Source organism: Galbibacter sp. PAP.153 (assembly GCF_037029175.1).
In the GTDB taxonomy this organism is placed as follows: domain Bacteria; phylum Bacteroidota; class Bacteroidia; order Flavobacteriales; family Flavobacteriaceae; genus Galbibacter; species Galbibacter pacificus.
The window spans coordinates 20,478-46,888 of sequence record NZ_JAZEUN010000013.1 but is presented as its reverse complement, the minus strand read 5'-3'; the positions used below and the strand labels follow the sequence as shown (position 1 = coordinate 46,888).

General features: G+C 39.9%; 23 protein-coding genes and 2 pseudogenes. 9 read left to right on the top strand and 16 right to left on the bottom strand.

All coding sequences use genetic code 11. The features are described 5' to 3' along the window. From UXI14_RS09860 to rsfS, 3 genes are all read right to left on the bottom strand, one after another. Window positions 1–609, bottom strand: a complete 609-nt coding sequence (locus UXI14_RS09860) for an LUD domain-containing protein (RefSeq protein ID WP_335965995.1) — start codon at window positions 607–609, stop codon at window positions 1–3. Window positions 610–728: 119 nt separating this feature from the next. Then, window positions 729–2,681 (bottom strand): ATP-dependent zinc metalloprotease FtsH, encoded by a 1,953-nt coding sequence (ftsH, locus tag UXI14_RS09855; RefSeq protein WP_277898083.1) that lies wholly within the window; start codon window positions 2,679–2,681, stop codon window positions 729–731. An 89-nt stretch (window positions 2,682–2,770) separates the two neighbouring features. Next, complete coding sequence (rsfS, locus tag UXI14_RS09850; protein ID WP_277898084.1) at window positions 2,771–3,139, bottom strand: ribosome silencing factor; 369 nt, start codon at window positions 3,137–3,139, stop codon at window positions 2,771–2,773. A 93-nt stretch (window positions 3,140–3,232) separates the two neighbouring features. Here rsfS and UXI14_RS09845 point away from each other — a divergent pair, with 93 nt between their 5' ends. Beyond that, window positions 3,233–3,964: a biotin--[acetyl-CoA-carboxylase] ligase gene (locus UXI14_RS09845; protein WP_335965993.1), complete on the top strand. Its 732-nt coding sequence runs from the start codon at window positions 3,233–3,235 to the stop codon at window positions 3,962–3,964. An 88-nt stretch (window positions 3,965–4,052) separates the two neighbouring features. Here the strand turns inward: UXI14_RS09845 and UXI14_RS09840 are convergent, their stop codons facing one another. Both UXI14_RS09840 and UXI14_RS09835 read right to left on the bottom strand, forming a co-directional pair. Beyond that, the gene (locus UXI14_RS09840; RefSeq protein ID WP_277898086.1) at window positions 4,053–4,820 is read right to left on the bottom strand and encodes an ATP-binding cassette domain-containing protein; all 768 of its coding nucleotides are present in this window, start codon (window positions 4,818–4,820) and stop codon (window positions 4,053–4,055) included. Continuing rightward, entirely contained in the window at window positions 4,820–5,557 is a 738-nt protein-coding gene (locus UXI14_RS09835) for an ABC transporter permease (protein WP_277898087.1), read from the bottom strand. The genes UXI14_RS09840 and UXI14_RS09835 overlap by 1 nt, the downstream gene beginning before the upstream one ends. A gap of 111 nt (window positions 5,558–5,668) precedes the next feature. Between UXI14_RS09835 and pafA the strand changes: the two genes are divergently transcribed. Beyond that, entirely contained in the window at window positions 5,669–7,315 is a 1,647-nt protein-coding gene (pafA, locus tag UXI14_RS09830) for an alkaline phosphatase PafA (protein WP_335965992.1), read from the top strand. Window positions 7,316–7,801: 486 nt separating this feature from the next. On the opposite strand, the gene UXI14_RS09825 is transcribed toward pafA, so the two are convergent. The 4 genes from UXI14_RS09825 to gcvP all read right to left on the bottom strand — a co-directional run bounded on the left by UXI14_RS09825 (window position 7,802) and on the right by gcvP (window position 13,283). Continuing rightward, entirely contained in the window at window positions 7,802–8,653 is an 852-nt protein-coding gene (locus tag UXI14_RS09825; protein ID WP_335965991.1) for a glycosyltransferase family A protein, read from the bottom strand. Between the two features lie 12 nt (window positions 8,654–8,665). Beyond that, complete coding sequence (locus UXI14_RS09820; RefSeq protein ID WP_277898090.1) at window positions 8,666–9,193, bottom strand: methyltransferase; 528 nt, start codon at window positions 9,191–9,193, stop codon at window positions 8,666–8,668. 1 nt (window position 9,194) lies between these two features. Then, window positions 9,195–10,253: a ketoacyl-ACP synthase III gene (locus UXI14_RS09815; RefSeq protein ID WP_335965989.1), complete on the bottom strand. Its 1,059-nt coding sequence runs from the start codon at window positions 10,251–10,253 to the stop codon at window positions 9,195–9,197. 177 nt (window positions 10,254–10,430) lie between these two features. Then, complete coding sequence (gene gcvP / locus UXI14_RS09810; RefSeq protein WP_335965987.1) at window positions 10,431–13,283, bottom strand: aminomethyl-transferring glycine dehydrogenase; 2,853 nt, start codon at window positions 13,281–13,283, stop codon at window positions 10,431–10,433. 250 nt (window positions 13,284–13,533) lie between these two features. Here gcvP and UXI14_RS09805 point away from each other — a divergent pair, with 250 nt between their 5' ends. Further along, window positions 13,534–14,346, top strand: coding sequence for a hypothetical protein (locus UXI14_RS09805; protein WP_335965986.1), 813 nt, complete (start codon window positions 13,534–13,536; stop codon window positions 14,344–14,346). On the opposite strand, the gene UXI14_RS09800 is transcribed toward UXI14_RS09805, so the two are convergent. Then, window positions 14,343–14,594, bottom strand: a complete 252-nt coding sequence (locus UXI14_RS09800) for a hypothetical protein (protein ID WP_277898094.1) — start codon at window positions 14,592–14,594, stop codon at window positions 14,343–14,345. The genes UXI14_RS09805 and UXI14_RS09800 overlap by 4 nt on opposite strands. Then, window positions 14,587–15,150, bottom strand: a complete 564-nt coding sequence (locus UXI14_RS09795) for a sigma-70 family RNA polymerase sigma factor (RefSeq protein WP_335965985.1) — start codon at window positions 15,148–15,150, stop codon at window positions 14,587–14,589. Before UXI14_RS09795 ends, UXI14_RS09800 begins: the two co-directional genes overlap by 8 nt. Window positions 15,151–15,268: 118 nt before the next feature. Between UXI14_RS09795 and UXI14_RS09790 the strand changes: the two genes are divergently transcribed. Continuing rightward, window positions 15,269–15,643: a rhodanese-like domain-containing protein gene (locus tag UXI14_RS09790; RefSeq protein WP_335965984.1), complete on the top strand. Its 375-nt coding sequence runs from the start codon at window positions 15,269–15,271 to the stop codon at window positions 15,641–15,643. Window positions 15,644–15,705: 62 nt separating this feature from the next. On the opposite strand, the gene UXI14_RS09785 is transcribed toward UXI14_RS09790, so the two are convergent. The 4 genes from UXI14_RS09785 to UXI14_RS09770 form a co-directional block, all read right to left on the bottom strand. Then, on the bottom strand, window positions 15,706–17,745 hold the full coding sequence (locus tag UXI14_RS09785) for a M3 family metallopeptidase (RefSeq protein WP_335965983.1): 2,040 nt from the start codon (window positions 17,743–17,745) through the stop codon (window positions 15,706–15,708). Window positions 17,746–17,823: 78 nt separating this feature from the next. Next, window positions 17,824–18,447 (bottom strand): class I SAM-dependent methyltransferase, encoded by a 624-nt coding sequence (locus UXI14_RS09780; protein WP_335965982.1) that lies wholly within the window; start codon window positions 18,445–18,447, stop codon window positions 17,824–17,826. A gap of 219 nt (window positions 18,448–18,666) precedes the next feature. Next, window positions 18,667–19,152 (bottom strand): 5-(carboxyamino)imidazole ribonucleotide mutase, encoded by a 486-nt coding sequence (gene purE, locus UXI14_RS09775; RefSeq protein WP_335965981.1) that lies wholly within the window; start codon window positions 19,150–19,152, stop codon window positions 18,667–18,669. A 168-nt stretch (window positions 19,153–19,320) separates the two neighbouring features. Further along, on the bottom strand, window positions 19,321–20,478 hold the full coding sequence (locus UXI14_RS09770; protein WP_335965980.1) for a 5-(carboxyamino)imidazole ribonucleotide synthase: 1,158 nt from the start codon (window positions 20,476–20,478) through the stop codon (window positions 19,321–19,323). A gap of 322 nt (window positions 20,479–20,800) precedes the next feature. On the opposite strand from UXI14_RS09770, the pseudogene UXI14_RS09765 reads away from it, so the two are divergent. The 4 genes and pseudogenes from UXI14_RS09765 to UXI14_RS09750 all read left to right on the top strand — a co-directional run bounded on the left by UXI14_RS09765 (window position 20,801) and on the right by UXI14_RS09750 (window position 25,103). Next, a pseudogene (locus UXI14_RS09765) lies at window positions 20,801–21,909 on the top strand (adenylate kinase). 158 nt (window positions 21,910–22,067) lie between these two features. Further along, window positions 22,068–23,084, top strand: coding sequence for a GTPase ObgE (gene obgE, locus UXI14_RS09760; protein ID WP_335965979.1), 1,017 nt, complete (start codon window positions 22,068–22,070; stop codon window positions 23,082–23,084). Window positions 23,085–23,123: 39 nt separating this feature from the next. Then, a complete protein-coding gene (locus UXI14_RS09755; protein ID WP_335965978.1) occupies window positions 23,124–23,645 on the top strand; it encodes a DUF4136 domain-containing protein in 522 nt (173 codons plus the stop codon). A gap of 102 nt (window positions 23,646–23,747) precedes the next feature. After that, window positions 23,748–25,103, top strand: coding sequence for a Mur ligase family protein (locus UXI14_RS09750; RefSeq protein ID WP_335965977.1), 1,356 nt, complete (start codon window positions 23,748–23,750; stop codon window positions 25,101–25,103). Window positions 25,104–25,155: 52 nt separating this feature from the next. On the opposite strand, the gene UXI14_RS09745 is transcribed toward UXI14_RS09750, so the two are convergent. Beyond that, window positions 25,156–25,602 carry a DUF1569 domain-containing protein gene (locus UXI14_RS09745; protein WP_335965976.1) on the bottom strand — a complete coding sequence of 149 codons (447 nt, stop codon included), beginning with the start codon at window positions 25,600–25,602 and terminating at the stop codon, window positions 25,156–25,158. Window positions 25,603–25,670: 68 nt separating this feature from the next. Between UXI14_RS09745 and radC the strand changes: the two are divergent. After that, window positions 25,671–26,368 (top strand): annotated as a pseudogene (radC, locus tag UXI14_RS09740) (DNA repair protein RadC). The last annotated feature ends 43 nt before the right edge of the window (window positions 26,369–26,411 follow it).

Below are 26,411 nucleotides of genomic sequence, written 5' to 3'. Positions count from 1 at the left end.
CTACAAGTCTTCCAGCAATAGCAAATATAAGTTTTTTGAACTACTTCCGTAGGTAAGAAAATCTTTTTCTTCTTGTATGCTGAAGTGCTTAATGGTCGTAATGTTTGTGGGGATTTGATTTTTGTTTTTGTTTTTAATACCCCTGAGGCCTTCGCCAATGGTATCGACCAGCTGACTTGTAGTTGCAAAAATGATAAAATTGTCGGGAAGGTCGTTTAATTTACTTTCTTTAATTTGGTTGGACGAGATAAGAATGGCACCATTGTCTGCAACAAGGTTTTCACATGGGGAAAGCAATAAGGTGGCGTTATGGCAATTGTTGGAATTACTAAACTTGTATTTCTTAAAAAGATCGTTCAGTTTTGGGTCCAAACAGCATATATGTTCTTTTGTCCAGTTATTTTCTGATAAAATATTGTTGAAGCATTCATGAATTTCCTCCAATGAGTCGCAATAGAGAAACTTGCCACCATTTTTTTTGAAGTTTATGGTGAATTTTTCATCTGTAGGAAGCTTTATTTCCGGCATAAACTTTCCTCTTTCATCAGCTCCTGCGCCAGACGCTTCTTTCTTTTGTTTAGATCCGAAAAGTTTTTTAAATAAGCTCATTCTGATTTTGTGGGGGAATTATTTTTTATTTTTTCAAATTTTTGATGTATAAATGTATAAAATTATTAATGATAACGAAGAAAACGGGAGTAAATTTTGTAAACTACTCCCGTTTGTTATTATTTATTTTCAAGTAATGTTTGTTCTTCTTTCTCAAAAGGGCGCTTTCCAAAAATTCTTTCAAGGTCATCTTTAAAAATCACTTCTTTTTCAAGTAAATGCTCCGCCAGTTCGGTAAGCTTGTCTTTGTTTTCTTCCAATAATTTTACGGCCCTTATATATTGTTCTTCTATTATTTTAGAGATTTCTTTGTCTATAAGCTGAGCTGTCTCTTCGCTATATGGTTTCGAGAAATTATAATCGGTTTGTCCGCTGGAATCGTAATATGTTAGGTTCCCGATCTTTTCGTTTAGACCATATATGGTTACCATGGCCCTGGCTTGTTTTGTAACCTTTTCCAGGTCGCTTAATGCGCCGGTTGATATTTTGTTGAAGATTACCTTTTCTGCAGCCCTACCGCCTAATGTAGCACACATTTCGTCTGCCATTTGCTCGGGCCTTACAATAAGCCTCTCTTCGGGCAGGTACCAGGCAGCTCCCAAACTTTGTCCGCGGGGAACAATAGTTACTTTTACCAATGGTGCAGCATGCTCGAGCATCCAGCTTACGGTAGCATGGCCTGCTTCGTGAAAAGCAATTGTTTTCTTTTCGCCGGGCGTAATAATTTTGTTCTTTTTCTCAAGTCCGCCAACAATCCTATCTACGGCATCTAGGAACGATTGTTTGTCTACAGCTTTTTTACCATTTCTAGCAGCAATTAAAGCAGCTTCGTTACAAACGTTTGCAATATCGGCACCGGAAAACCCAGGGGTTTGTTTTGCCAAAAATTCCAAGTCCAATGTTTCGGCGGTTTTAATAGGTCTTAAGTGCACCTCAAAAATCTCTTTACGCTCCCTCACATCGGGAAGGTCAACAAATATTTGACGGTCAAAACGTCCGGCGCGCATCAATGCTTTGTCCAGAATATCGGCCCTGTTGGTTGCGGCCAAGACAATTACATTTGTATTGGTGCCAAAGCCATCCATTTCGGTTAAAAGCTGGTTTAAGGTATTTTCGCGTTCGTCGTTGCTTCCGGTAAAGTTGTTTTTTCCACGTGCCCTACCAATGGCATCAATTTCATCAATAAAGATAATAGCAGGCGATTTATCTTTAGCTTGTTTAAATAGATCACGGACCCTTGATGCTCCCACACCAACAAACATTTCAACAAAATCCGATCCCGATAAGGAAAAGAAAGGAACTTTTGCTTCTCCGGCAACTGCTTTTGCCAATAAGGTTTTACCTGTACCGGGAGACCCTACCAACAATGCTCCTTTTGGAATTTTACCTCCCAATGAGGTATATTTTTCGGGGTTTTTCAAGAAATCTACAATTTCCTGCACTTCTTCTTTTGCGCCTTCCAATCCGGCAACATCTTTAAATGTTACCTTCATATCGGTTTTTTCATCAAATAGGCGTGCTTTAGATTTCCCGATGTTAAATATTTGTCCGCCTGCACCTCCAGCGGCACCTCCGGACATTCTTCGCATTAAGAAAATCCATATACCAATGATAAGCACAAAGGGGAGGATGGAAAACAACAATTCCCCGAAAAGGTTCGATTCCTGCTCGTATTCTACCGAAGCAGAGAGTTTGTTGTCGTGAATGGTTTTCTTGATATCGTTCTCGAAATTCTGCAAATCGCCATATTTTAATTGATATTGCGGGATTTGCGTGCTCGACGGGATTAATGTCTTGCTAAGTGCATTTTTATGAATGTCTTTTTCTTTGGCCTGTTTTGTCAAGTATACCTTGGCCTGCCTTGCATTGGTAATAATCTGTATTTTACTTACATCGCCTTCCTTTAGGTATTCTTGCAATTTTGCGGGCGTGATGTCGGGTGGGGTTTGCCAGCCGCTACTGCCAGAAAAAAATTGCATGCCTATAATTATAACCAATATAGCTCCGTAAATCCAATATGAACTGAATTTAGGTTTCTTTGGGTTTGTATTGTTACTGTTCTCTTTTGCCATTAATCTTTTATTCTTGTCCGGCCTTTGTGTATACCAGGCCCGATAATGTTTCGAAATATCTTAATCCTTGTTTTTAAATGCGCGGTAATTTAGTTTGACGAAATCGCGGTTAGCTTTGCGTCGCCCCATAATCCTTCAATGTCGTAATATTCTCTTATATGTTTTTGAAAAACATGAACAACCACATTTACATAATCCATCAGTACCCATTCGGCATTCTCTGTACCTTCTACATGCCATGGTTTGTCTTTAATTTCTCGGCTGACAATTTTTTGAATGGAATTTACGATGGCGTTTACCTGTGTGTTCGAAGTACCATTACAGATTATGAAGTAATCGCAAACCGTATTTTCAATATCTCTTAAATCCAAAATATTTACATCTTTCCCCTTGACCTCTTCAATCCCTTTTAAGATAACTGTTATTAATTGATCTGCGCTACTATTCGTTTTTGCCATTAAAAATTTTTATTTTCACAAAGTTATTATTTTTTTAGCTTTTTGACTATTCAAATTAACATAACATTACATATTTCTAATGTAGTAATTTAAATGAATTTAATCAAACTTGATGCCACCGATTCAACCAACTCCTTTTTAAGGCAGCTGGCAATACAAAAAGAACTCGAAGATTATACCGTTGTAACCGCAAACAGACAAGATGCCGGAAGGGGGCAAATGGGTACAAAATGGGTTTCTGAAGCTGGGAAAAACCTTACGTTTAGCGTTTTTAAGCGAATTGAATGCCTCGATAAAGACGAGCTTTTTTATTTAAGCATGGCCGTATCTTTGGCCATTTACGACGCCCTGGTTTATTTTACAATCCCTCAATTAAAAATAAAATGGCCAAACGACATTTTGTCAGTCAACAGCAAGATATGCGGTATTTTAATCGAAAGCATTATACAAAACGGGAAATTAAGTGCTTCCATAATAGGGGTGGGGCTTAATTTAAACCAAACCAATTTCGACGGTGTTACCAATGCTTCTTCCCTAAAGAAAATTACCGGGGTCTATTATCAAAAAGACGAAGTATTGCTAAAGATCATCGAGAACATTGAAAAATACGAGGCCTGGATTGTTAACAGAGAGCTTTCAAAACTAAAAAAGGCATACGAAAAAAACCTTTTCAGAAGAAATAAACCTTCCACTTTTAAGCTGAACAACGGTACCCTCATTATGGGCTTCATCAAGGGCGTGGCAAATAATGGTTGTTTAAAGGTGCTCATGGAAGACAACGTAATGAAAGAGTTCGATTTAAAAGAATTGAAGCTGCTTTATTGAGTTGAGGGTTTAGGATTGAGAGTTCAGAGGTTCAGGTTTCAAGTTTCTGGCTATTTTTTTTAGACTCCTATCAACTATCAACAAAAACCTAATTCCCTTCCTTTAAATATGTATCGCGTACTTTTTTAAACAAATCAGACGAGTACACAAAATTGGTAACGGCCTCGTTGTCGGTTTTAAATATTTCTTTGTTGGTACCTTCCCATTCCTTGTAGCCATCTTTTAAAAAAACAATCTTCTCGCCAATTTCCATTACCGAGTTCATATCGTGCGTATTAATAATGGTGGTAATGTTGTATTCTTGGGTAATTTCATGTATCAAATTATCTATTACAATGGCCGTTTTGGGGTCGAGGCCAGAGTTAGGTTCGTCGCAAAACAAGTATTTAGGCTTGTTTACAATGGCACGGGCAATGGCAACGCGCTTTTGCATCCCCCCCGATATCTCAGAAGGCAGTTTGTTGTTGGCATCGACCAGGTTTACCCTTTCCAGTACAATAGATGCCCGTTCGGCCATTTCGTTTTTAGAGAGTTTGGAGAACATCCGCAGGGGGAACATAACGTTTTCTATAACGGTCATGGAGTCAAAAAGTGCACTTCCTTGAAAAACCATGCCCATTTCCTGCCGCAGCTCGGTACGTTGGTCCTCGTCCATGTCGGCATAGGCACGGTCATTGTATACAATCTTTCCCTGTTCGGGGCGGTGCAGCCCCAGCAGGCATTTTAGAAACACCGTTTTCCCCGAGCCGCTCTGCCCGATAATAAGGTTGGTCTTTCCTTTGTCAAAACACGTAGAGATGCCTTTCAATACCTCCGTATCTCCAAACGATTTATGTATATCTTCAACAATAATCATCAGCCTAACAACATTTGTGTGAGTAAATAATTGGCAATAATAATGGCAACGCTCGTCCAAACAAACGAAGAAGTACTGGCCTTGCCCACTTCAAGTGCACCACCTTTCATATAATACCCATAAAAGGAAGGGATAGTTGCCAAGATAAAAGCAAAAACAATAGTTTTGGTAAACGCATAAATAACATGAAAGGTGTTAAAATCTACCTGCAATCCCTTTATGAACTCGGCACTGGTACTGTAGCCGCCAAAAACCGCGGCTATCCAACCACCAAGAATACCCATGTACATGGCAATGGCAATTACAAAAGGGTAGAGCATGAGCGCCACAATTTTAGGGAACACCAAATAATTCAACGAGTTCACCCCCATAACCTCCAAAGCATCTATCTGTTCAGTGACCCGCATGGTACCTATACTCGACGTAATATAAGAACCCACCTTTCCCGCCATGATAATAGAGGTAAATGTGGGCGCAAACTCCAGGATTACCGACTGCCTCGTGGTAAAGCCTACCAGGTATTTCGGTATCAAGGGGTTATCTATGTTCAGGGCCGTCTGTATGGCAACTACACCGCCAATAAAAAAGGATATAAAGATAATAATACCCAACGACCCGTATATAAGATCGTCTATTTCTTTAAAAATCAGGTTTTTAAGCATGGACCATTTTGTATGCCTGCTAAAAACTTCCTTTAGCATGATAAAATAACGCCCAAAATTTTCAATATAAATCATGTAATTCAAATAGAACAGCTAAAGTAAAAAAATAAAATTACATCTCTTTTAACCAATATTTAAACTTCTCGTTATTTTAAATTGCTAGTTTTACAAAAATTAATAATCCTAATGAAAAACTACGTATTATTGGGCCTTGCAATTATTGGCTTATCTACCGCCAAGGCCCAGGAAAAAACAGCAACTCAATTGTACACAAGGCCAAAGCTCGTAGTAGGCATCATGGTAGACCAAATGCGCTACGACTACATCCCCCGTTTCTGGGAACGATACGGAAACAATGGTTTTAAACGCATGGTAAACGAAGGCTTTAACTGCAAGAACAACCATTTTAACTACATCCCCACCAAAACAGCCGTTGGGCACACCTCGGTATATACCGGGACCACCCCAAAAATACATGGTATACTGGGGAACGATTGGTACGACAAAGAAGAAGAAAGGATGGTCTACTGTACCGAAGACGCTTCGGTAGCATCTCTTGGCACCACCACCGATGCCGGAAAAATGTCGCCCAAAAGGATGCTATCCAGCACCATGACAGACCAGCTCAAGCTCGCCACCGTTTCCCGTGGCAAGGTAATAGGCGTATCGCTCAAGGATAGGGCCTCCATACTGCCCGCCGGGCACGCCGCTGATGCCGCATACTGGTTCCAGGGCGGAGACGAGGGGCACTGGATAACCAGTACCTACTACATGGACAAGCTGCCAAAGTGGGTAGCCAAGTTCAACAAGTCCAATGCTGCCGAAAAATACAACAAAACATGGAATACCCTTTATGACATCAATACCTATACAGAGAGCATTGCAGACGACAACGAGTTTGAAGGCCCGTTTAAAGGTGAACAGGCACCCGTATTCCCGCACGACATACCCAAACTATGGAACGACAACGGGAAATTCGACCTCCTCAAGGGCGTGCCCTATGGCAATTCCCTTACGGTAGACTTTGCAGAAGCCGCCATAGAAGGCGAAGAACTAGGGAAAGACAATATAACCGATTTTCTCGCCGTAAGCTTCTCGGCAACCGATTACGTAGGCCACCGATTTGGCGTAAGCGCCAAAGAAACAGAAGATACGTACTTACGTTTGGACCAAGACCTGGCTAGACTCTTTGCCTATCTGGACAAACAAGTAGGCAAGGGCGAGTATACCGTTTTCCTTACTGCCGACCATGCCGCTGTTGAGGTGCCAAGTTATTTGGAGAGCCTAAAAATACCCGGGGGGTACTTCAGCAAAAAGGAATTTTACGACCCCTTGAACAAATTTCTTTCCGAAACCTTCCATAGCGATAAGCTCATAAAAAACATGTCCAACGAACAAATATTCCTGGACCAAGAAGTAATCAAGTCGCTCGGGCTAACGTCCACAGAGGTTGAAAATGCAATAGTTAACGAAATAAAGAGCTATAAAAACATAGCCGAAGCATACACCGCAACCGCCATGAGGAATCAAGAATTTACACATGGCATTGCCCACAGCCTGCAAATGGGCTACAACCAAAACGGGTCCGGGGACGTGCTTATTGTACTGCGTCCGGGATACATTCCATCGACTTCCCGTACAGGCACAACGCACGGTTCCGGTTATACATACGATACCCATACACCCCTGCTGTTCTTTGGCAAGGGTATAAAACACGGGGCCACCGTAAAACGTACCGAAATACCCGACATAGCAAGTACCATATGTGCCTTATTGGGTATAGAATTTACCAGCGGAAAAAGCGGAGAGCCCATACAAGAAGTATTGGAATAGATTTTATAAGAAGTTGCCTATTGACTAAAAGGCATTGCGGTGTGTATCATATGTAGCAATGTCTTTTATGAGTTCCTTCTAGAGATGTATCGTCTGGAGATACTGTTTAAATCGGAACTAGAAAAAGAACAAACCATCCTATGGGGTTTTATTTCCCCTAGGGTGGTTTTCTTTTTGCAAAACAAATAAGTGCCCATCCCGAAATAGTGCAGGGCCATTATCTTCAATACAGCACTCATTTGCCTATAGCAGCAATACCAAGCAAAGTAACAGGTTATGTGTATATGGAAGCAGGGGGTCCCATCACGAATTAAATAAAGATAAAGTAAGCGTTAGCATAGATAAGAGGCATGAAGTCATACAGAGCCTCGCACAAAATGAAACTTTTAAATAAAGAGTCAGTTAAAAACCCCCGCAAGTCTTTTAACCTTGTTGGGCTTTCCTAATGAAATAATGCACACTCATAAAGTTAAGAACGGACGTGTGCTATAAAAATTTCCTTTTAATATTTTCCATACGGTAATTTCTAATAAAGGCACCTTCTTTTTGAGTAACAAGAAAAGGGGCTTTTTCTTTTTTGGCATTAAAATAGCCTTTCAGGTTATCTGTAAAAATTTGTACTTTTTTTTGTTTCCATGCCATTTTTCCAGAGGCAATGGCGGTAATTAAAAAACCGTACCGCATGGTGTACATGGCTTTTCCCTGAAGCATACGCGCCTTTTTGTTATAAGATGCTCCGGTGGGGCGTAAATGTTTTACCTTTAAAGAGGTAGCTGTATATATTTCAAAGTCATGATAACGGGCAAGCAGTTCGTCTACGGTATCCCACCCCATGGCGCACCGTAGTCCGCCAATAGCTTTATAGCAGTCCTTGGTGTAGGCCTTAAAGGCACCACGAACATGGTCGTTCCCCATAGGATGGTTGAGCTTCCATGTACCGTTATTGGTTTGTTCATAAGCAAAGCCGCCGGCAATGCCCACATGGGGTTGTTGATTGAAAATACGGGCAATGGTTTCAAAATACGTATCGGGCAGGATAAGATCGGCGTCCAGCTTTACCAAAAAACCGTATTCATCGTCAAGAACGGCCAGGCCTTTGTTAAATGCATTAACTACCTTGCTCCCCGGCATATGTTCTTTTGTAGAAGTTACATTGAGCTTGGTTATATAGGCGTGTTGTTGGGCAAAAGTATCTATAATGGTTTCGGTAGCATCGGTAGAATTATCGTTTACAACTACCACACGTTTGGGCAAAAGCGTTTGACATGCAATACTTTCCAGTGTATGCTTTAAAAAACTTTCTTCGTTATGGGCAGGAATAACAATATAGTAGTTCATTATAAAAAGTCGTTACTTTTTAATCCTTTCGGCATATATTATATAATAGCGTGGTGTAAAAGACCGCAACAATGGCCTAAAGCCTATTTTTTTGACCGGGTTGGTAAACTTTTCCCGTTTTTTAATCTCCCATCCGGCCTTTTCAAGAAGCCAGTCAAACTGCCAATCTTCAAATTCGTGGTAATGCCTGTCCCATGCATCGGTTTTACTTCTGTATGCAGGAGCAAACCACAACCTTAACGGCACCGAAGCAACAAGCTTGTTGCCCTTTATTTTTGTTAAGGCGTTAAAAGGAGCAATAAGGTGTTCGAAAATTTCGAATGCGGTAACTACATCGGCATGGGTGCCTTCAACAGTACGAAAATCAACATCCAAATCTTCGCCCTTGGTATTGGCAACGTGGTAACCACGGTCCTGCATTATCTTGCTAAACGGGTTTTCAATGCCAAGGTCCAATACATTGGCCGGGGCCGGGACGGTAGCTTCTAGAAATTCAATGGTTTTTTTATAGCGCTTGTTCGGAAAGCTATTTTCGTACATACTAATATTTATAAACGAGCGCATTAATATTCATGCCCGCGCCCACACTTGCAAATATAACAACATCTCCTTTATGTAGTTCCTGATTGGTAATATTTCCTTTTTTAACAGAATCAAATAAAGTGGGTATGGTTGCTACCGAACTGTTGCCAAGCTCATGGATGTTCATGGGCATGATCCCGCTTGGTACCTCTTTATGGTATAATTTGTAGAAACGGTGCAGGATGGCCTCGTCCATTTTCTCGTTGGCCTGGTGAATAAATATTTTTTTTAATTGGTTAATGGAAACACCGCTTTTATCAAGGCATTCTTTCATGGCAACAGGTACGTGGGTTACGGCAAATTCGTAAATTTTTCTTCCATACATTTTAATGTACTTGGTATTACAGGTAAGGGCTTTGTTATAAGATTTTCCAAAGAACAGATAATAAGCTTCGTCGTGAGCATACGTAGCCGATGCGTGCGATAATATGCCGCCGTCTTGGGCAGTAGCCTCGATAACCGTGGCACCGGCACCGTCTGAATAGATCATGGAATCCCTGTCGTGGCTATCAACCACTCTCGATAAGGTTTCTGCGCCTATGACCAGGCATTTTTTTGCCATTCCGGCCTTAATGAAGGCCTGTGCCTGGATAACGCCCTCAATCCATCCGGGACAACCAAACAGCACGTCGTAAGCAACGCATTTTGGATTTTTAATTTTAAGGGAATGTTTTACCCTTGATGCAATGCTTGGCACAGTATCGCTCTGGTCGGTGCCCTTTTTAATGTCGCCAAAGTTATGGGCCACTATAATGTAGTCAAGGGTTTCTTTGTCCAGTTGAGCATCTTCAAGGGCCTTTTCGGCAGCAAAGAAAGCAATGTCGGAAGTGGTATGCTGGTCGAGAACGTACCTTCTTTCTTTAATACCGGTTATAGCTTTAAACTTTTCTATTATAACTTCATTGGGATGATGAAAAGGAGATCCATCAACATTTAAAAACTCATGTTGTGCAAAAGTGCTGTTTTCTGTAATATCAGGAGGGATGTAACAACCTGTGCCTGTTATTTTTATATGCATATAGATGTTGGTTTTACCAAAGATACAATTAATACAAACATTACTATTATGCATGCATAGTATAATTTACGACGTTCAACGAGAACGTTTTAGTTGCCAAGTAAAGAAAAAGAACATGAAAAAAGCCTTTCAGATAAATGAAAGGCTTTGTATATATAGTGTATATGGGTTTTTCTATTATGCATCCATATAATCTTCAATGGGAGCACAAGTACACATTAAATTACGGTCTCCATAAGCTTCGTCTACACGTCTAACGGTTGGCCAAAACTTGTTTTCGGCAATGTGTTCCAACGGATAAGCAGCCTTTTCTCTTGAATATGGGAACTCCCAAGTAGAAGCCGTAAGCATTTTTAAGGTGTGCGGTGCGTTTTTAAGCACATTGTCGGCTTGATCGGCTTCGGTAAGCGCTTCAATTTCTTTTCTAATGGAGATCAAAGCGTTGCAAAACCTATCCAATTCGGCCAAGCTTTCACTTTCGGTAGGTTCGATCATCATGGTACCGGCAACAGGGAAAGAAACCGTAGGTGCATGGAAACCATAATCTATCAATCTTTTGGCAATATCGGTTACTTCAATGCCTTTTGCTTTAAACGGCCTGCAATCTATAATCATTTCGTGGGCGGCCCTTCCTTTTTCTCCGGTATACAGTACATTATAAGAGCCGTTTAGCCTTTCTTTTATATAGTTTGCGTTTAAAATTGCGGTACTTGTAACTTGCTTTAAGCCTTTTGCGCCGAGCATTTTTATATAGCCATAAGAAATCAAGCAAACAAGGGAACTTCCCCAAGGAGCAGCAGAAATAGCATCGATGGCATTTTTACCGCCCATTTTGATTATAGGGTTTGATGGTAAAAACGTTACCAAATGGCTGGCAACACATATGGGTCCAACGCCGGGCCCCCCGCCACCGTGTGGAATGGCAAAAGTTTTGTGCAGGTTAAGGTGGCAAACATCGGCACCAATGGTTGCCGGGTTTGTAAGTCCTACCTGAGCGTTCATATTAGCGCCGTCCATATATACTTGTCCGCCATTATCATGGATAATTTTGGTAATTTCTTTAATAGAAGATTCAAATACCCCGTGCGTAGAAGGGTAGGTAACCATTAAAGCGGCCAGTTCGTCTTTGTATTTTTCGGCTTTGTCCCGAAGGTCCTCAACATCAATGTTCCCTTTTTCGTCGGTTTTGGTAACAACAACCTTCATTCCTGCAAGTACGGCAGAAGCGGGATTGGTACCGTGCGCCGAGGCCGGGATTAAACAAATGTTCCTGTTATTATCGCCACGGGATTCATGATAAGCCCGAATGACCATAAGACCGGCAAATTCTCCCTGCGCCCCGGAATTGGGTTGAAGCGAGGTTCCGGCAAATCCTGTAATAACGTTAAGCTGTTCTTCTAAAGTTTTAAGGACTTCTTGGTATCCGGCAGCTTGTTCTACCGGAACAAACGGATGGATGTTTCCCCACTCGTCCCAGCTTAACGGAAGCATTTCTGAAGCGGCATTAAGTTTCATGGTACAAGAGCCCAGTGAAATCATGGAATGGTTAAGCGCAAGGTCTTTGCGTTCCAGTTTTTTAATGTAGCGCATCAAAGCAGTTTCTGAGTGGTAAGCGTTAAACACTTCATTATCCAGAAAAGAAGAAACGCGCGCAGATCCGTTTAAAATGGCACGATCTTCGATCAATGCATCAATGGAAATGGTATTTTTTCCTGCGGCATCGGCAAATATCTGAACGATTTTATTCAGATCGGCCAATGTGGTCGCTTCATTTAAGGAAATGGCAACTTGATCGTTACCGATATATAAGAAGTTTACTTCCTCAAGTTCGGCGATGCTTTTTACCTGTTGTACATCTGCTTTAATTAAAATAGTATCAAAATACGATTCGTTTAATTGCCCGTAACCTAATTTGGCGAGTGTATTGGCAAGTGCAACGGTAGAATTGTGTACTTTATCTGCAATGTATTTTAAACCTTTAGGGCCGTGATATACTGCATACATTCCAGCCATAACGGCCAAAAGCACCTGTGCCGTACATATATTGGAAGTGGCCTTATCTCTCTTTATGTGCTGTTCCCTGGTTTGCAGGGCCATACGAAGGGCGCGGTTGCCGTCCATATCTTTGGTCACGCCAATAATTCTTCCGGGAAGGTTACGTTTGTAGGCTTCTTTTGTAGCAAAATATGCCGCATGCGGCCCACCGTATCCAAGAGGGATACCAAAGCGTTGTGTGGTTCCTACAACGACTTCGGCGCCAAATTCCCCGGGAGGGGTGAGGTTTACCAAACTTAAAATATCGGCAGCAACGGCTACTTTTATGTTGTTTTTAGTTGCTTCAGAAACAAATTCGACATAATTATAAACAGCGCCGTACTTTCCGGGGTATTGTAAAAAAGCACCGAAAAAGTCCTGAGAAAAATCAAAAGAAGTATGGTCGCCAACAACGAGGTCTATTTCTAAAGGCATGGCATGCGACTTTAAAACCGACAATGTTTGCGGCAAAACTTCATCAGAAACAAAAAACTTGTTAACGTTGTCTTTCTTTTGCCCGCGGGTCCTGGCACTAAATAGCATGGACATAGCCTCGGCGGCGGCGGTACCTTCGTCGAGAAGCGATGCATTGGCAATTTCCATTCCGGTAAGATCGCAGACCATGGTCTGGAAATTTAACAAGGCTTCTAACCTTCCTTGAGCAATTTCGGCCTGATATGGGGTATACGCCGTATACCAGCCCGGGTTTTCAAGAATGTTCCTTTTTATAACCGAAGGAGTAATAGACTCGTGATAACCAAGGCCAATGTACGTTTTAAAAATACTGTTTTTTGCGGCCAATTGTTTAAGATGGGCCAGATACTCGTGTTCTGTCATGGCTTCCGGGAGATCAAGGTCGGTTTTTAACCTGATACCGTCGGGGAAGGTTTCATACAGTAATTCATCTATGTTTTTTACACCAATTGTACTGAACATGGTGTTTAAATCCTCTTCTTGGGGGCCGATATGCCGGGTAACAAAAGAATCTGTTTTCATTATAACCGTCTAAAAATGTTTTAATTTGCGCAAAAGTACATATATTATTTGTTTAAAAAAGTACTTTTGAACTGGCTTTGACCTGCTAAGTGAGATTTAACATAGTTTAATGCTTGACCAGTAGCCCGTTCGGGCAGAAACCGAAATATTTTTTGTTTTTTAACTTGTTCCCAGAGAACTTTTTTGGGGTTTGTTGACTGATGTTTTTAAATGCTGTAAACATTAAATTATCTTTTGTTAATTTGTGACCATGAAGCTGCTTAAACAGATTTTTGATTTTTACCTAGACTCCAGCATTCACGTAGCTTTGGCGGTATATGCGCTAGCGCGGATAACAATGCTTAGTTTTGGTCTGGGTTATGATGAAGTAATAAGTTATGCACTTTTTTTTGGTACTATTGTAGAATATGGCTTTATAAAGTACAGCTCGCTTGCCAAGCACTATCTTTTTGTGGATAAAAAATATTTAAAGACCATACAGTTTTTTGGGGGCATCTGTTTTATTATTGCGGCTTATTATGTTTTTCGGCTTAATTATAAAACACTTTTTGTTGCAGGCGGACTCGTAGTCCTGGCATTTTTGTATGTAGTCCCTGCATTGACCACAAAAAGGAACATAAGAAGCCTAAAGGGCATAAAAATATATATTGTGGGGCTAACATGGTCTGTTTCTACCGTTATCCTGCCGCTTCTAAACAACGATATGCCCATGCAGGCTAATGCCTATGTGGAAGTATTGCAGCGTTTTATCTATATTATTGCTATTATGATTCCGTTTGAGATAAGGGATTTAAATACAGATGAAGCATGGTTACGAACCCTGCCACAGGTTTTGGGCGTTCGTTGGGTAAAATTATTGGGGACGCTTTTGGCGGTATTCTTTTGCGTTTTAAGCTTGTTTAAGTACAATTTTGCGTATAAATATCAACTGGTGGAGCTTGGGGTTGGCGGACTTATAATTTTATCTATTTTGTTTGCAACAAAAAATAGATCAAAGTATTATGCCAGTTTTTTTGTAGAAAGTATCTCGGTGGTGTGGTGGCTTGCCATGCTTTTGGTTTAGCATTTGGAGTTGATGTTCTTTCTCATTTCTTCCTTTTTGTCGGGGTTTAAGGTCTTTATTTCGGCTTTGTTACAGAGTTGGGTTAGGTTCCTGTTCTTTTTAGTATAAGATTTGGTTGCCCTGCACCACATCAATCTAAGGTTGAGCTTCATTTTTTCTATAAAAGTAGCTTCGCCATATTGCACCTTGTCGCAAATCTGCTTTGCTTCTTCGCAAGAAGCAAAAAGGATATTTTTTTTATTACTCATTTTTAAACCAATTATTTTCTAAACAATCCATTAAAGCGGTTCTGGCACGATGTACTATTACCCATAAATTAGACGCAGTGATATTCAGTTCTTTACAAATATCTTCTGTCTCCATGCCCTGTATTGTTTTTTTTATAAAGACATCGGCTTGTTTTTTAGGAAGCTTCATAAGGCATTCCTGAATGGCAATTCCTAATTCTTCGTTTTGTAAAACATCTTCTGCATTGAGATCGAATGGATCTGCCACCCGTTCTTCCAGCCAGTCACCATCTTGGTCGTCGGCATTGGTGTAGCCCATTTTAATTTCAGCTTTGCCCTTTTTTGAATTTATTTTTCGGTAATGGTCAATTATTTTTCGTTTTAAAATAGAGATAAGCCAAGTACGTTCTGCGGCATCTCCTTTAAAATTTTCAGCAGATTTTAATCCGGCCAGAAATGTTTCCTGAACTAAATCTTCGGCTACAATGGTGTCGTTCACTCTGGTAATGGTGTAGTTAAAAAGGTAATCTGCATATAGATCCACCCATTTGGAAGGATTTAGTTTGTGTTTAGGCACGCCGAATAAATTTCTTTCAAAAATATAATAAAAACTTTAATTATCACTTTTGTAACTTTACATTTTAAGAAAATACTGGCTTAAAAGAAAATGATTACTTACTTTAAAAAATAAGCGCATGAACAAAAGTATATTTATAGTTTTTCTGCTGATGGCTACACAATTTACTTTTTCTCAAGTACAGGACGAAGATATTACTGAATTTAAAAACGAATTGTCTGAAAACGACATGCTTTTGGACGTGAGGACCCCGAAAGAGTATCGGGAAGGATATATTGAAAATGCAATCAATATAGATGTGAAAAGTGATGATTTTGTTGAAAAGGTGAGTGCATTGGATAAAAATGCCAATATATACCTTTATTGTAAAGCTGGTGGCAGAAGCGCTAAAGCCTCTGAAAAATTAGCGGCCCTGGGCTTTAAAAACATCCATAACCTGGATGGTGGTTTTGATGCTTGGGTAAATGCGGGAAAACAATTTGTCAAGGAATAAAATTGAAATACACTTTGCCGATAAGAAAACTATTTATCGGCAAAGCGGTCTGTTTTTTTAAATTATTTCTTTTCAATAAGTCCGGCCCTTCTTAACAAAGCATCTGGTTGAGGTTCTTTGCCCCTAAAGCGTTTGTAAAGCTCCATGGGGTCTTCTATACCCCCTTGGGAAAGCACATTGTTTTTGAATTTGGTAGCAACTTCCTTACTAAAAATTCCTTTTTCCTTAAAATATTCAAAGGCATCGGCGTCGAGAACCTCGGCCCATTTATAGCTGTAATATCCCGCCGAGTAACCGCCCTGAAAAATATGAGAAAAGGCTGTGCTCATACAGGTTTCGGGAGTTTCCGGGTACAATCGGGTAGCTTCAAAAACAGCATCTTCATGTTTTTTTACATTTTCAATGTTACTGGGGTCTGTGCCGTGCCAGCTCATGTCGAGCATGCCAAAGCTTAATTGCCTAAGGGTTTGCATCCCTTCCATAAAAGTAGCCGATTCTTTAATTTTCTCTACATATTCCATCGGGATAATCTCTTCGGTTTGGTAATGTTTTGCAAAAATTTCCAAGGCATCTTTTTCATAGCACCAGTTTTCCAGTACTTGACTTGGAAGTTCTACAAAATCCCAATACACACTGGTTCCGCTTAAACTCGGATATGTGGTGTTGGCAAGCATACCATGGAGCGCATGGCCAAATTCGTGAAATAAGGTAGTTACTTCATTGAAAGTTAATAATGAAGGTTTGGACTCGGTTGGTTTGGTAAAATTGCATACAATGGAAATATGTGGCCTTGAGTTTTCCCCGTTTAATTTATACTGTCGCTTGTAAACTGTCATCCAGGCACCGTTTCTTTTTCCGCCACGCGGATGGAAATCGGCATACAGAATTGAAACAAGTTCTTTGTTTTCGTCCAGTACTTTGTATGTTTTTACGTCTTTATGGTATTTGTCTATTTCGGCAGTTTCTTCAAATGTAAGTCCGTACAACCTTTCTGCAACCGTAAAAACCCCGTTGATAACGTTTTCGAGTTTAAAGTAGGGCTTTAGTTTTTCATCATCCAGGTTAAAAAGTTTTTGTTTTAATTTTTCGGTATAAAAAGCACCGTCCCATTTTTCAAGTTTGTCTATACTGCCCAATTCCTTTGCAAAATTTTCGAGTTGGGTATATTCCCGTTTGGCGGCAGGTTTGGCTTTGGTCAGCAATTCTTCCAGAAAGAGGGTTACTTTTTCCGGAGTTTTTGCCATGCGTTCTTCCAAAATAAAATGCGCATGTGTTTTGTAGCCCAACAACTCGGCGCGTTGTTGACGAAGATTGGCAATTTGCCTGATGATTTCCCGATTGTCGTATTTGTTGCCTTGAAAAGACTTGCTCCCAAAGGCAAGCGACATTTTTTTGCGGAGCTCACGATTTTCGGCATAGGTCATAAGCGGGATATAGCTTGGGTAGTTTAAGGTAAAGACCCACCCGTCTTTATTACGTTCTTTGGCTTCTCCGGCAGCGGCCTCCAACGCACTTTCAGGAAGCCCTTTTAATTGGTTTTCTTCTGTAATATGAAGCTCGAAATTATTGGTTTCGGCCAACACATTTTCTCCAAATTTAAGGCTCAGCGTAGAAAGTTGTTTGTCAATGTCCCTTAAAATGTCCTTTTTATCGTTGGCTAGATTTGCACCGTTTCTGGAGAAACTTTTATAGGTTTTTTCCAAGAGCATTTGCTGCTCTTTGTTGAGATTTAATTTTTCTTTTTGTTCCCAAACAGATTTTACTCTTTTAAAAAGCGTTTCGTTGAGGCGTATATCGTTACCGAATTCAGATAAAAGCGGAGAGATTTCCTGTGCGAGCTTTTGAATTTCCTTATTGGTTTCGGCACTGTTTAAATTGTAAAAAATAGAAGTAATCCTGTCAAGTTGTTCGCCCGAAAATTCTAACGCCTCAATCGTATTTTTAAAGGTTGGGGCTTCCCTATTGGTAGTTATTGCGTTTATTTCTTCTTTGGTTTTTTGAATTTCCTTTTTAATAGCCGGAAGAAAATCTTCATTTTTTATTGCTGAAAAAGGAGCTGTTTTATAGGGGGTTGTAAACGTATTGTTAAGCAAATTTGCCATAAGTTATTTTTTTATTTCTTTTTCTGAAGTACAAAGTAATAAACTTTATGTAGAATGTGGTTTCTATTTTAAAATTGATTAACATTTCTTGAAGTTGCAAAAAATAAAGTTTTGTGTTGTATTGAAGGGAGTGGTATGGTTATGGTAACCGATATTGATTTGTTTAAAATTTTTATTAAAAACTCTTTGTAATGATGCCTCGTTGTATTGCCGTACAGCAATGCCGCTACATTTTTTTGGCCCGTTTGTAGAAAAAGCACCCAAAATAAGGTGTCCGTTTACCGATATTGCTTTGCAGGCCAATCGAGCATATGTTTTAATGGTTTCTGCTTGGGTTAAAAAATGAAAAGCAGCACGGTCGTGCCAAAGGGAATATGTTCTGTTTGGGGTAAAATCAACAATGTTACATACAATCCATGTAACCTTTTTTGCATGCTCCTCGCCAAGCCTTTCTTTAGCACGGTCGAAGGCGGTCTTGGAAATATCCAATACAGTAATATCGGTATAGCCATTCCGTAACAAATAATCAACCAAAAAGCTATCGCCGCCGCCAACATCTATAACGGCTTCATTTTTTTTAAGCTGAAGTGCTTCGATATAGTCAATAGATGTTTTTGGAACATCTTGAAACCAGCTTACTTTGTCAGGCTTTTTGGTTTTATAGATGTCTTCCCAATGTGTTTTTGCATCAAAATCGCTCATTTAAACGCTTATTTTGTACCTGTTATCGATTATTTGGCAATTCAGCAGTAAATATAAAACCGCCAAGGGCGGGAATGTCGTAAATGTTGGCATAATACAACAATAGAAAAATAGACATTTAAAATACACATCAAACCTACTTATTCAAATTATAGCTGTGTAATGCGTTAACCTGAAGTAAAAAGGATTGGCAGAAAAAAATAGGCTCTATCCCCGGGCCTATTTTTTTATTTCCTGTGCGCCCTTAATAACTTTATCTTTAAGGGATTCTTTATAAGAAACAATAGTTGCCTGAATTTCCTTATTGGAGCTTCCAATAATTTGTGCTGCTAAAATCCCTGCATTTTTGGCACCGTTTAAAGCTACCGTTGCTACCGGAACACCGCCGGGCATCTGAAGGATAGAAAGTACAGAATCCCATCCGTCTATAGAATTACTGCTTTTTACCGGAACCCCGATAACGGGCAACGGAGACAATGAAGCTACCATTCCTGGAAGGTGTGCAGCACCACCAGCGCCTGCAATAATAACCGAAATTCCTTTTAGATGGGCATTTTTACCAAAATCGTACATTTTTTCGGGGGTTCGGTGTGCAGAAACTATGTCTACCATGGTCTCAACTCCTAATTCTTTTAAAACGTCTATTGCGTCCTGCATAACCGGGAGGTCACTTGTGCTCCCCATAATTACTGCTACTTTGGCCATACTTTTATGTTGAAGGTTTTAAAACGGTAAAGGTACGAAGAAGCCGGAAGATGGAAGCCCGAAGCGGGGATTTTTTATTTTTATAGGTTTGTGGAATGATTTTATCAAATAAACTTATCGATACTATTAAACCAACAATGCCTTACATAAAATTCCAGGGCTAAGAATCTAATCTTCTGCAATTACTTTAATGCTTTTCTTAACAAGCTCGGCTGTTTTTCTGGCTTCATTTACATTGGGGTTTACAATGGTAACGTGCCCCATTTTTCTAAACGGGCGAGTTTCCCGTTTTCCGTATATATGCGGGGTAACGCCTTCCATATCCATGATTTTCTCGATATTTTTATAAACAACGGGACCTGTGTGATCTTCGGCACCAACAAGGTTTACCATAATACCGGCAACCTTGCTTTCGGTAGTTCCCAATGGAAGTCCCAAAATAGCCCGGATATGCTGCTCAAACTGATTGGTATAACTGGCTTCAATACTGTAATGGCCACTGTTGTGCGGGCGCGGGGCCACTTCGTTTACCAAAATTTCGTCGTTTTGTGTCTGGAACATTTCCACGGCCAATAAACCAACATGTTGGTATGCCTGCGAAACTTTTAAAGCCACCAATTGTGCTTTTTTGGCTACGTTTTCATCAATACGTGCCGGACAAATAACATATTCCACTTGGTTGGCTTCCGGATGAAATTCCATTTCTACTACCGGATACGTTTTTACGTTTCCTTTTGGGTCCCTCGAAACAATTACCGCCAGTTCGTTTTTAAACGGTATCATTTTTTCGGCAATACATTCTGCGCTCGGCAGCCCTTCCAGATCAGAATATGTTTTAATAACCTTTACGCCTTGTCCGTCGTACCCAAAGCGGGCACTTTTCCATACAAATGGGAAGGAAAGCGATTCGTTTTTAATCGCCGTAAGCATCTCGTCTGGATAGGCAAAACGTGTAAAGTCTGCCGTAGGGATGTTGTTGTCTACATAAAACAGTTTTTGTTTGGCCTTGTTTTGTATGGTTTTAAGCGTTTTAGCCGATGGATATACTGTTTTCCCTTCTTTTTCCAATTGTTCCAAGGCATCAATATTTACGTTTTCAATTTCAATGGTCAGTACATCTGTTTTTTTACCAAATTGGTAAACAGTATCGAAATCCATCAAATCGCCTTGAAAAAATTCGTTGCAGGCAATTTTGCAGGGGGCTTCATTGCTTGGGTCGAGCACCAGCGTGTAAATATCAAATTTGCGAGTTTCGTATAGCAGCATTTTACCAAGTTGGCCACCGCCTAAAATTCCCAATTTAAAATCAGAAGAAAAATAGTTCATTATACGAGTTTATATGTTTGAATAAGGTTATGAGTTTTTGGTTTTTAAATACCAAGCACAAACTTTTGCAAAAATACAGTTTAAAATGAAATAGGAGCGATAATACTGCGCTATCTGTATGAGGGGATTATGGAAAAACAAGCTTAAAAAGCAAGCTGTTTAGGTAGGAGAAATAGCACATAACCGACTTTTTTTGTAAGTATTGCTTAAAAAAATAACTTTTTTGATGTGAAAATAATTGACAAATAGTTGAAATCGATTAAATTTAAAGGAAAAACAAAAATCTAAATAGTATCTTTGCAACTTTATAATTTTAAGAAACTTGATTAAGCTTCACGACACATATTTTGAGCCTTTTATTTCTGCCGAAGAAATAAATGCTGCCATTGAGCTAATGGTAGAAAAGGTAAAAGCCGACTTTAAAAATGAGACGCCCATTTTTATTTGTGTCCTTAATGGTGCGTTCATGTTTGCTTCAGATTTTATAAAAAAATACGATCAGGACTGCGAACTCAGTTTTGTAAAATTGAGCTCGTATCACGGAATATCATCAACAGGAATTGTAAAAACACTATTGGACGTGCCAGACAATGTAGAGGGGCGTAGCGTAGTAATTCTTGAAGATATAATAGATACGGGAAAAACGGTAAAAGAACTGGTCTCCATGTTCTCCAACATCAACGTAAAAAAATTTAAAATAGCTTCCATGTTTTACAAACCCGATGTCTATTCGGGGGAATACAACATAGATTACGTAGGCATAGAAATCCCCAACAAATTTATTGTGGGGTACGGGCTTGATTATGACGAATTAGGAAGAAACTTACCAGAAGTATATCAAATAAAAGAAGAGTAAATATGATCAATTTAGTGCTGTTCGGGAAACCGGGTGCAGGGAAAGGTACACAGGCTAACTTTTTAAAAGAAAAATACAATTTAAAACACATATCCACCGGCGATGTATTTCGTTACAATATTAAAAATGGGACCGAACTGGGGACGCTGGCAAAATCGTATATCGATAAAGGCGATTTAGTGCCCGACGAGGTGACCATAAATATGTTGAAAGATGAAGTTGATAAAAACCCGGATGCAAGCGGATTTATTTTTGATGGATTCCCCCGCACCAATGCACAAGCAAAAGCACTAGACAGATTGATGGAAGAAAAAGGAATGAAGATACATGCTACCATTGCCTTGGAGGCCGATGATGAGGTTTTGATTCAGCGTTTGTTGGAAAGAGGCAAAGTAAGCGGGCGCAGTGACGATCAGGACGAAAATAAAATAAGAAACCGTTTTGAGGAATACAACCAAAAAACAGCTCCTTTAATGCATTATTACAAAGAACAGGACAAATTCCATAGCGTAAACGGAATTGGCAGCATTGAAGAAATTACAGGAAGATTAAGTAGGGTTATAGAGGCTCTTTAAAATAAAACGCTCTTAATGATATAAATTCTACTGTCATACTGAGCCTGTCGAAGTATATTTAACCTATAAATACAACAAAGTCTTCGACAAGCTCAGACTGACACTAAGTTCTTCAAAAACTTTTAAGGCGCGTTTTTATATTAAAAAAACATATTTAAATGACAGAAGGAAATTTTACAGATTACGTAAAAATAAAAGTAGCATCTGGAAAAGGAGGACAGGGTTCTGCACACCTGCGTAGAGAGAAGTATGTTGCCAAAGGTGGTCCCGATGGTGGCGATGGAGGCCGTGGCGGTCATATTATCGTGAAAGGGAATAAAAACCTTTGGACTTTGTACCATTTTAAATTTAAAAAACACTTTCAAGCCGGTCATGGCGAGCATGGCGGCAAACAAACAAGTACAGGTGCAGACGGGCAAGATGTGTTTATAGAAGTACCTTTAGGGACACAAGTAAAGAACCCGGAGACCGACGAAGTACTTTTTGAAATTACCGAAGACGGAGAAGAAAAAATAGTTGCAACAGGGGGCAAAGGCGGATTGGGGAACTGGCATTTTAAGTCGTCTACCAATCAAACCCCGCGTTATGCACAACCGGGGCTTCCAGGTGAAGAAGCCGAACTTTTATTAGAGCTAAAACTTTTAGCAGATGTTGGCCTGGTTGGGTTTCCCAATGCAGGAAAATCCACGCTTTTATCGGTAATAACTTCGGCAAAACCAAAAATTGCCGATTACGAATTTACTACTTTAAAACCCAATTTAGGCATTGTGGAATACCGCGATTACCGCACTTTTGTCATGGCCGATATTCCCGGGATCATTGAAGGAGCATCAGAAGGAAAAGGGCTCGGGCACTATTTTTTACGCCATATTGAACGTAATTCAACGTTGCTTTTTTTAATTCCCGCCGATACAAAAGATATTTACAAAGAATACGAGGTATTGTTAAACGAACTCCAAAAATACAATCCCGAATTATTGGATAAAGAGCGTTTGGTGGCCATTTCAAAGGCAGATATGCTTGACGAAGAATTGAAAAAAGAAATGAAACAGGAGCTCGACCAACAATTTACAAATGTAGAATACCTGTTTATATCTTCAATAGCCCAACAAGGTATCCAACCATTAAAAGACAAACTCTGGGAAATGCTAAATAAAGGAGAGGAAAAAGTCTAAGTAGCCCATTTTTTACGTATTTTTAGTAAAAGATAAGTTATGAAAACTCTATTTGCATCCATATGTATATGCTTTTTAATTTACTCATGTTCAGGGGTTAAAGTGACCTATGATTATGATAAAAAAACCGATTTTTCGCAATTCAAAACATATGGCTTTTACCCAAAAATGCAAAGCGGGCTAAGTCAGCTGGACGAAAAAAGGTTGTTTCGCAGTATTGACAGTGTTATGCAGGCCCGTGGTTATGAAAACTCAGCTTCGCCAGATTTATATATCAATATTGAAAGTTCAAACAGACCTAAGCCCGTAAATAGTTCGGTAGGTATCGGCATTGGCGGTAGTAACAGAAATATAGGCGGTGGGGTATCTGTTGGTGTGCCCATTGGGCAACAAGACCAATACCGCCAAATTGTCTTCGATTTGGTTGATGTAGATAACGATGAACTTATTTGGCAGGCAGTAAGCGAAGGAACTATATCTGAGGCCATGACCCCCGCAATGCGCGAGGCAAAACTCAAAGAGGTGGTAGAAAAGGTTTTTTCTAAATATCCGCCGGAATAACTGCAAAATAATTCCATGAATAGATTTTAAGGGTTCCCAGTTTGACCAAGATTGCCTATTTACTATCTTTACGCTCGATTATCAATTACAGAAATACAAACATTGAAGATACATTTCATCGCCATAGGCGGAAGTGCCATGCACAATTTGGCATTGGCATTACAACAAAAAGGATATACCATAACCGGCAGCGACGATATAATTTACGAACCTTCCAAATCCCGTTTGGAGGCCAAAGGTTTATGCCCGGATGAGTTTGGTTGGTTTCCCAAAAAAATCACCGCAGATTTGGATGCAGTTATTTTGGGAATGCACGCCAAGCCGGACAATCCCGAATTGCTGAAAGCGCAAGAACTGGGTTTGAAAATTTATTCGTACCCCGAATTTATTTTTGAGCAAAGTAAATACAAAACCCGGGTGGTTATTGGAGGGAGCCATGGTAAAACAACCATAACTTCCATGATTCTCCACGTACTTCATTACCATGACAAGGATGTGGATTATATGGTGGGAGCACAGCTTGAAGGCTTTGAAACAATGGTAAAACTTACCGAAGAAAACGATTTTATTGTTTTGGAAGGCGATGAGTATTTGTCTTCCCCCATTGACAGGCGACCCAAATTTCATCTATACCAACCCAATATTGCCTTGTTGAGCGGTATTGCTTGGGATCATATCAATGTATTTCCAACCTTCGAAAATTATGTGGAGCAGTTTCAGGTTTTTGTCGATTCTATTGTTGAAGGCGGAAGCATTACCTACAATAGCGAAGACGAAGAAGTGTTGAAAGTTGTAGAAGCTTCTGAAAACCAAATACGCAAAATACCCTATTCTACGCCCGAATTTACTGTTAAAGATGGCATAACCTATCTTGAAACCCCCGAAGGAGAAATGCCCATTGAAGTTTTTGGGAGGCATAACCTGAACAATCTCGCCGGCGCTAAATGGATTTGCCAGCATATGGGCGTTGACGAAGACGATTTTTACGAGGCCATTGCAAGTTTTAAAGGCGCTTCCAAGCGGTTGGATAAACTGGCTGAAAACTCAAAAAGTGTTATCTACAAAGATTTTGCGCATGCGCCAAGCAAGGTCAAGGCAACGCTTACAGCCGTAAGGGAACAATATCCCGATAAAAAAGTAGTGGCTTGTTTAGAGCTGCATACCTACAGCAGTTTAAATGCCACTTTTTTAAAGCAATACAAAAATACGTTGAACAATGCCGATACAGCCGTGGTTTTTTATTCGCCCGAAGCGGTAAAAATAAAGAAGCTTGATGAAGTAACTACCGACCAAATAAAAGAAGCTTTTGAAAAAGAAGGGTTAATCGTATATACCAATCCAGATGCGTTCAAGGACTTTATTTTTAACTTGAATATGGGCAATACGGCCTTACTTTTAATGAGCAGCGGTAATTATGGAGGCCTTGATTTTGAAGCGGTAAAAAAACTGATTGATTAGAGAACTCTTTAAAAAGTTTAATTGAAGGTCATCAATTCTTAAAAAGCAACAATCAAATCCCAAACTGTCTTAAATGATGATCTAAATGCTTGTACTGCATTTGTCCCCATTGTTGTTTGGTGAACTTCCCGAAAACGGGATGGGGCGGTAACTCATTTTTTGTTTTTAGTTGATGGTATTCGGTTATCAGGCCAATTAATTTGTCTTTTTCCTGTTCAAAGTTTTTAGGGTTTTCTACAACAAATTCTTTTGCGGTCGGTAGGCCATGTTTCCACGGTTTGTCGTTATAGAGCATGGGCTTGAACAGTCTGGACGCCCATTTAAAAAAGAGATTTGTCTTAACGGTCAGTTTTCCCATGGCAACTTCCATAGGTTTTTGGCAATGGTGCAACATTTGAGAGACATTCATAGTGCCCCATTCTGCTTTGGAGGTTGGCGTAAGCTGTTTAATGCGGGAAAGGGTTTCGCGGTACGCTTCTTCAGAAAATATAGACTTCATATTGGGTATAGAGTGGTTTGTTTTTTATGAAAGATACAACTTTTTGTAGAATTTAGTATCTTTATAAAATGAAAGAAAATCCCCCGTACTTTTCGATTAAAACTGGAATACAGACGACCGTCCCAGAGAAAAACTTCTTATAAAAAGCAAATCAGCATTGTCCGATGCAGAGCTTGTGGCCATTCTATTGGGCAGTGGAAGCAGGAACGAAAGTGCTGTTGCATTATCTCAGCGTATATTGGCTTCCGTAGATAATAATTTAAATAGATTGGGTAAGTTAAGTATTGGTCAGTTATCCGCTTTTAAAGGTGTGGGAAAGGCCAAAGCTGTTTCAATTGTAGCCGCTTTGGAATTGGGCAGGAGGAGAGGTTCAACGGAAGACCTTGCCAAGAAGAGGATCAAGAGCAGTAAAGATGCATTTTCCTTAATGCAAACCTATATAGGCGAGCTCGACCACGAAGAGTTTTGGATTGTATACTTAAACAATTCCAATGCGGTAATTAAAACCCTTCAATTAAGTAAGGGCGGCATTACCGGGACATTGGTAGATGTTAGGTTGGTCTTAAAGCAGGCACTGGAGCTTAATGCCACCGCCATGATCTTGGCGCATAACCACCCATCAGGGACCTTAATGGCAAGTGCGGCCGATAAAGAGATAACAAAATAAATAAAAAATGCAGCCGAAGGAATGGATATAAAGCTGTTAGACCACCTTATTGTAACCGAAAAATCTTACTTTAGCTTTGCAGACGAAGGACTTTTTTAAAAATGCTATTAGTTTATACGTATAAAGTTACACCGAGATTAAC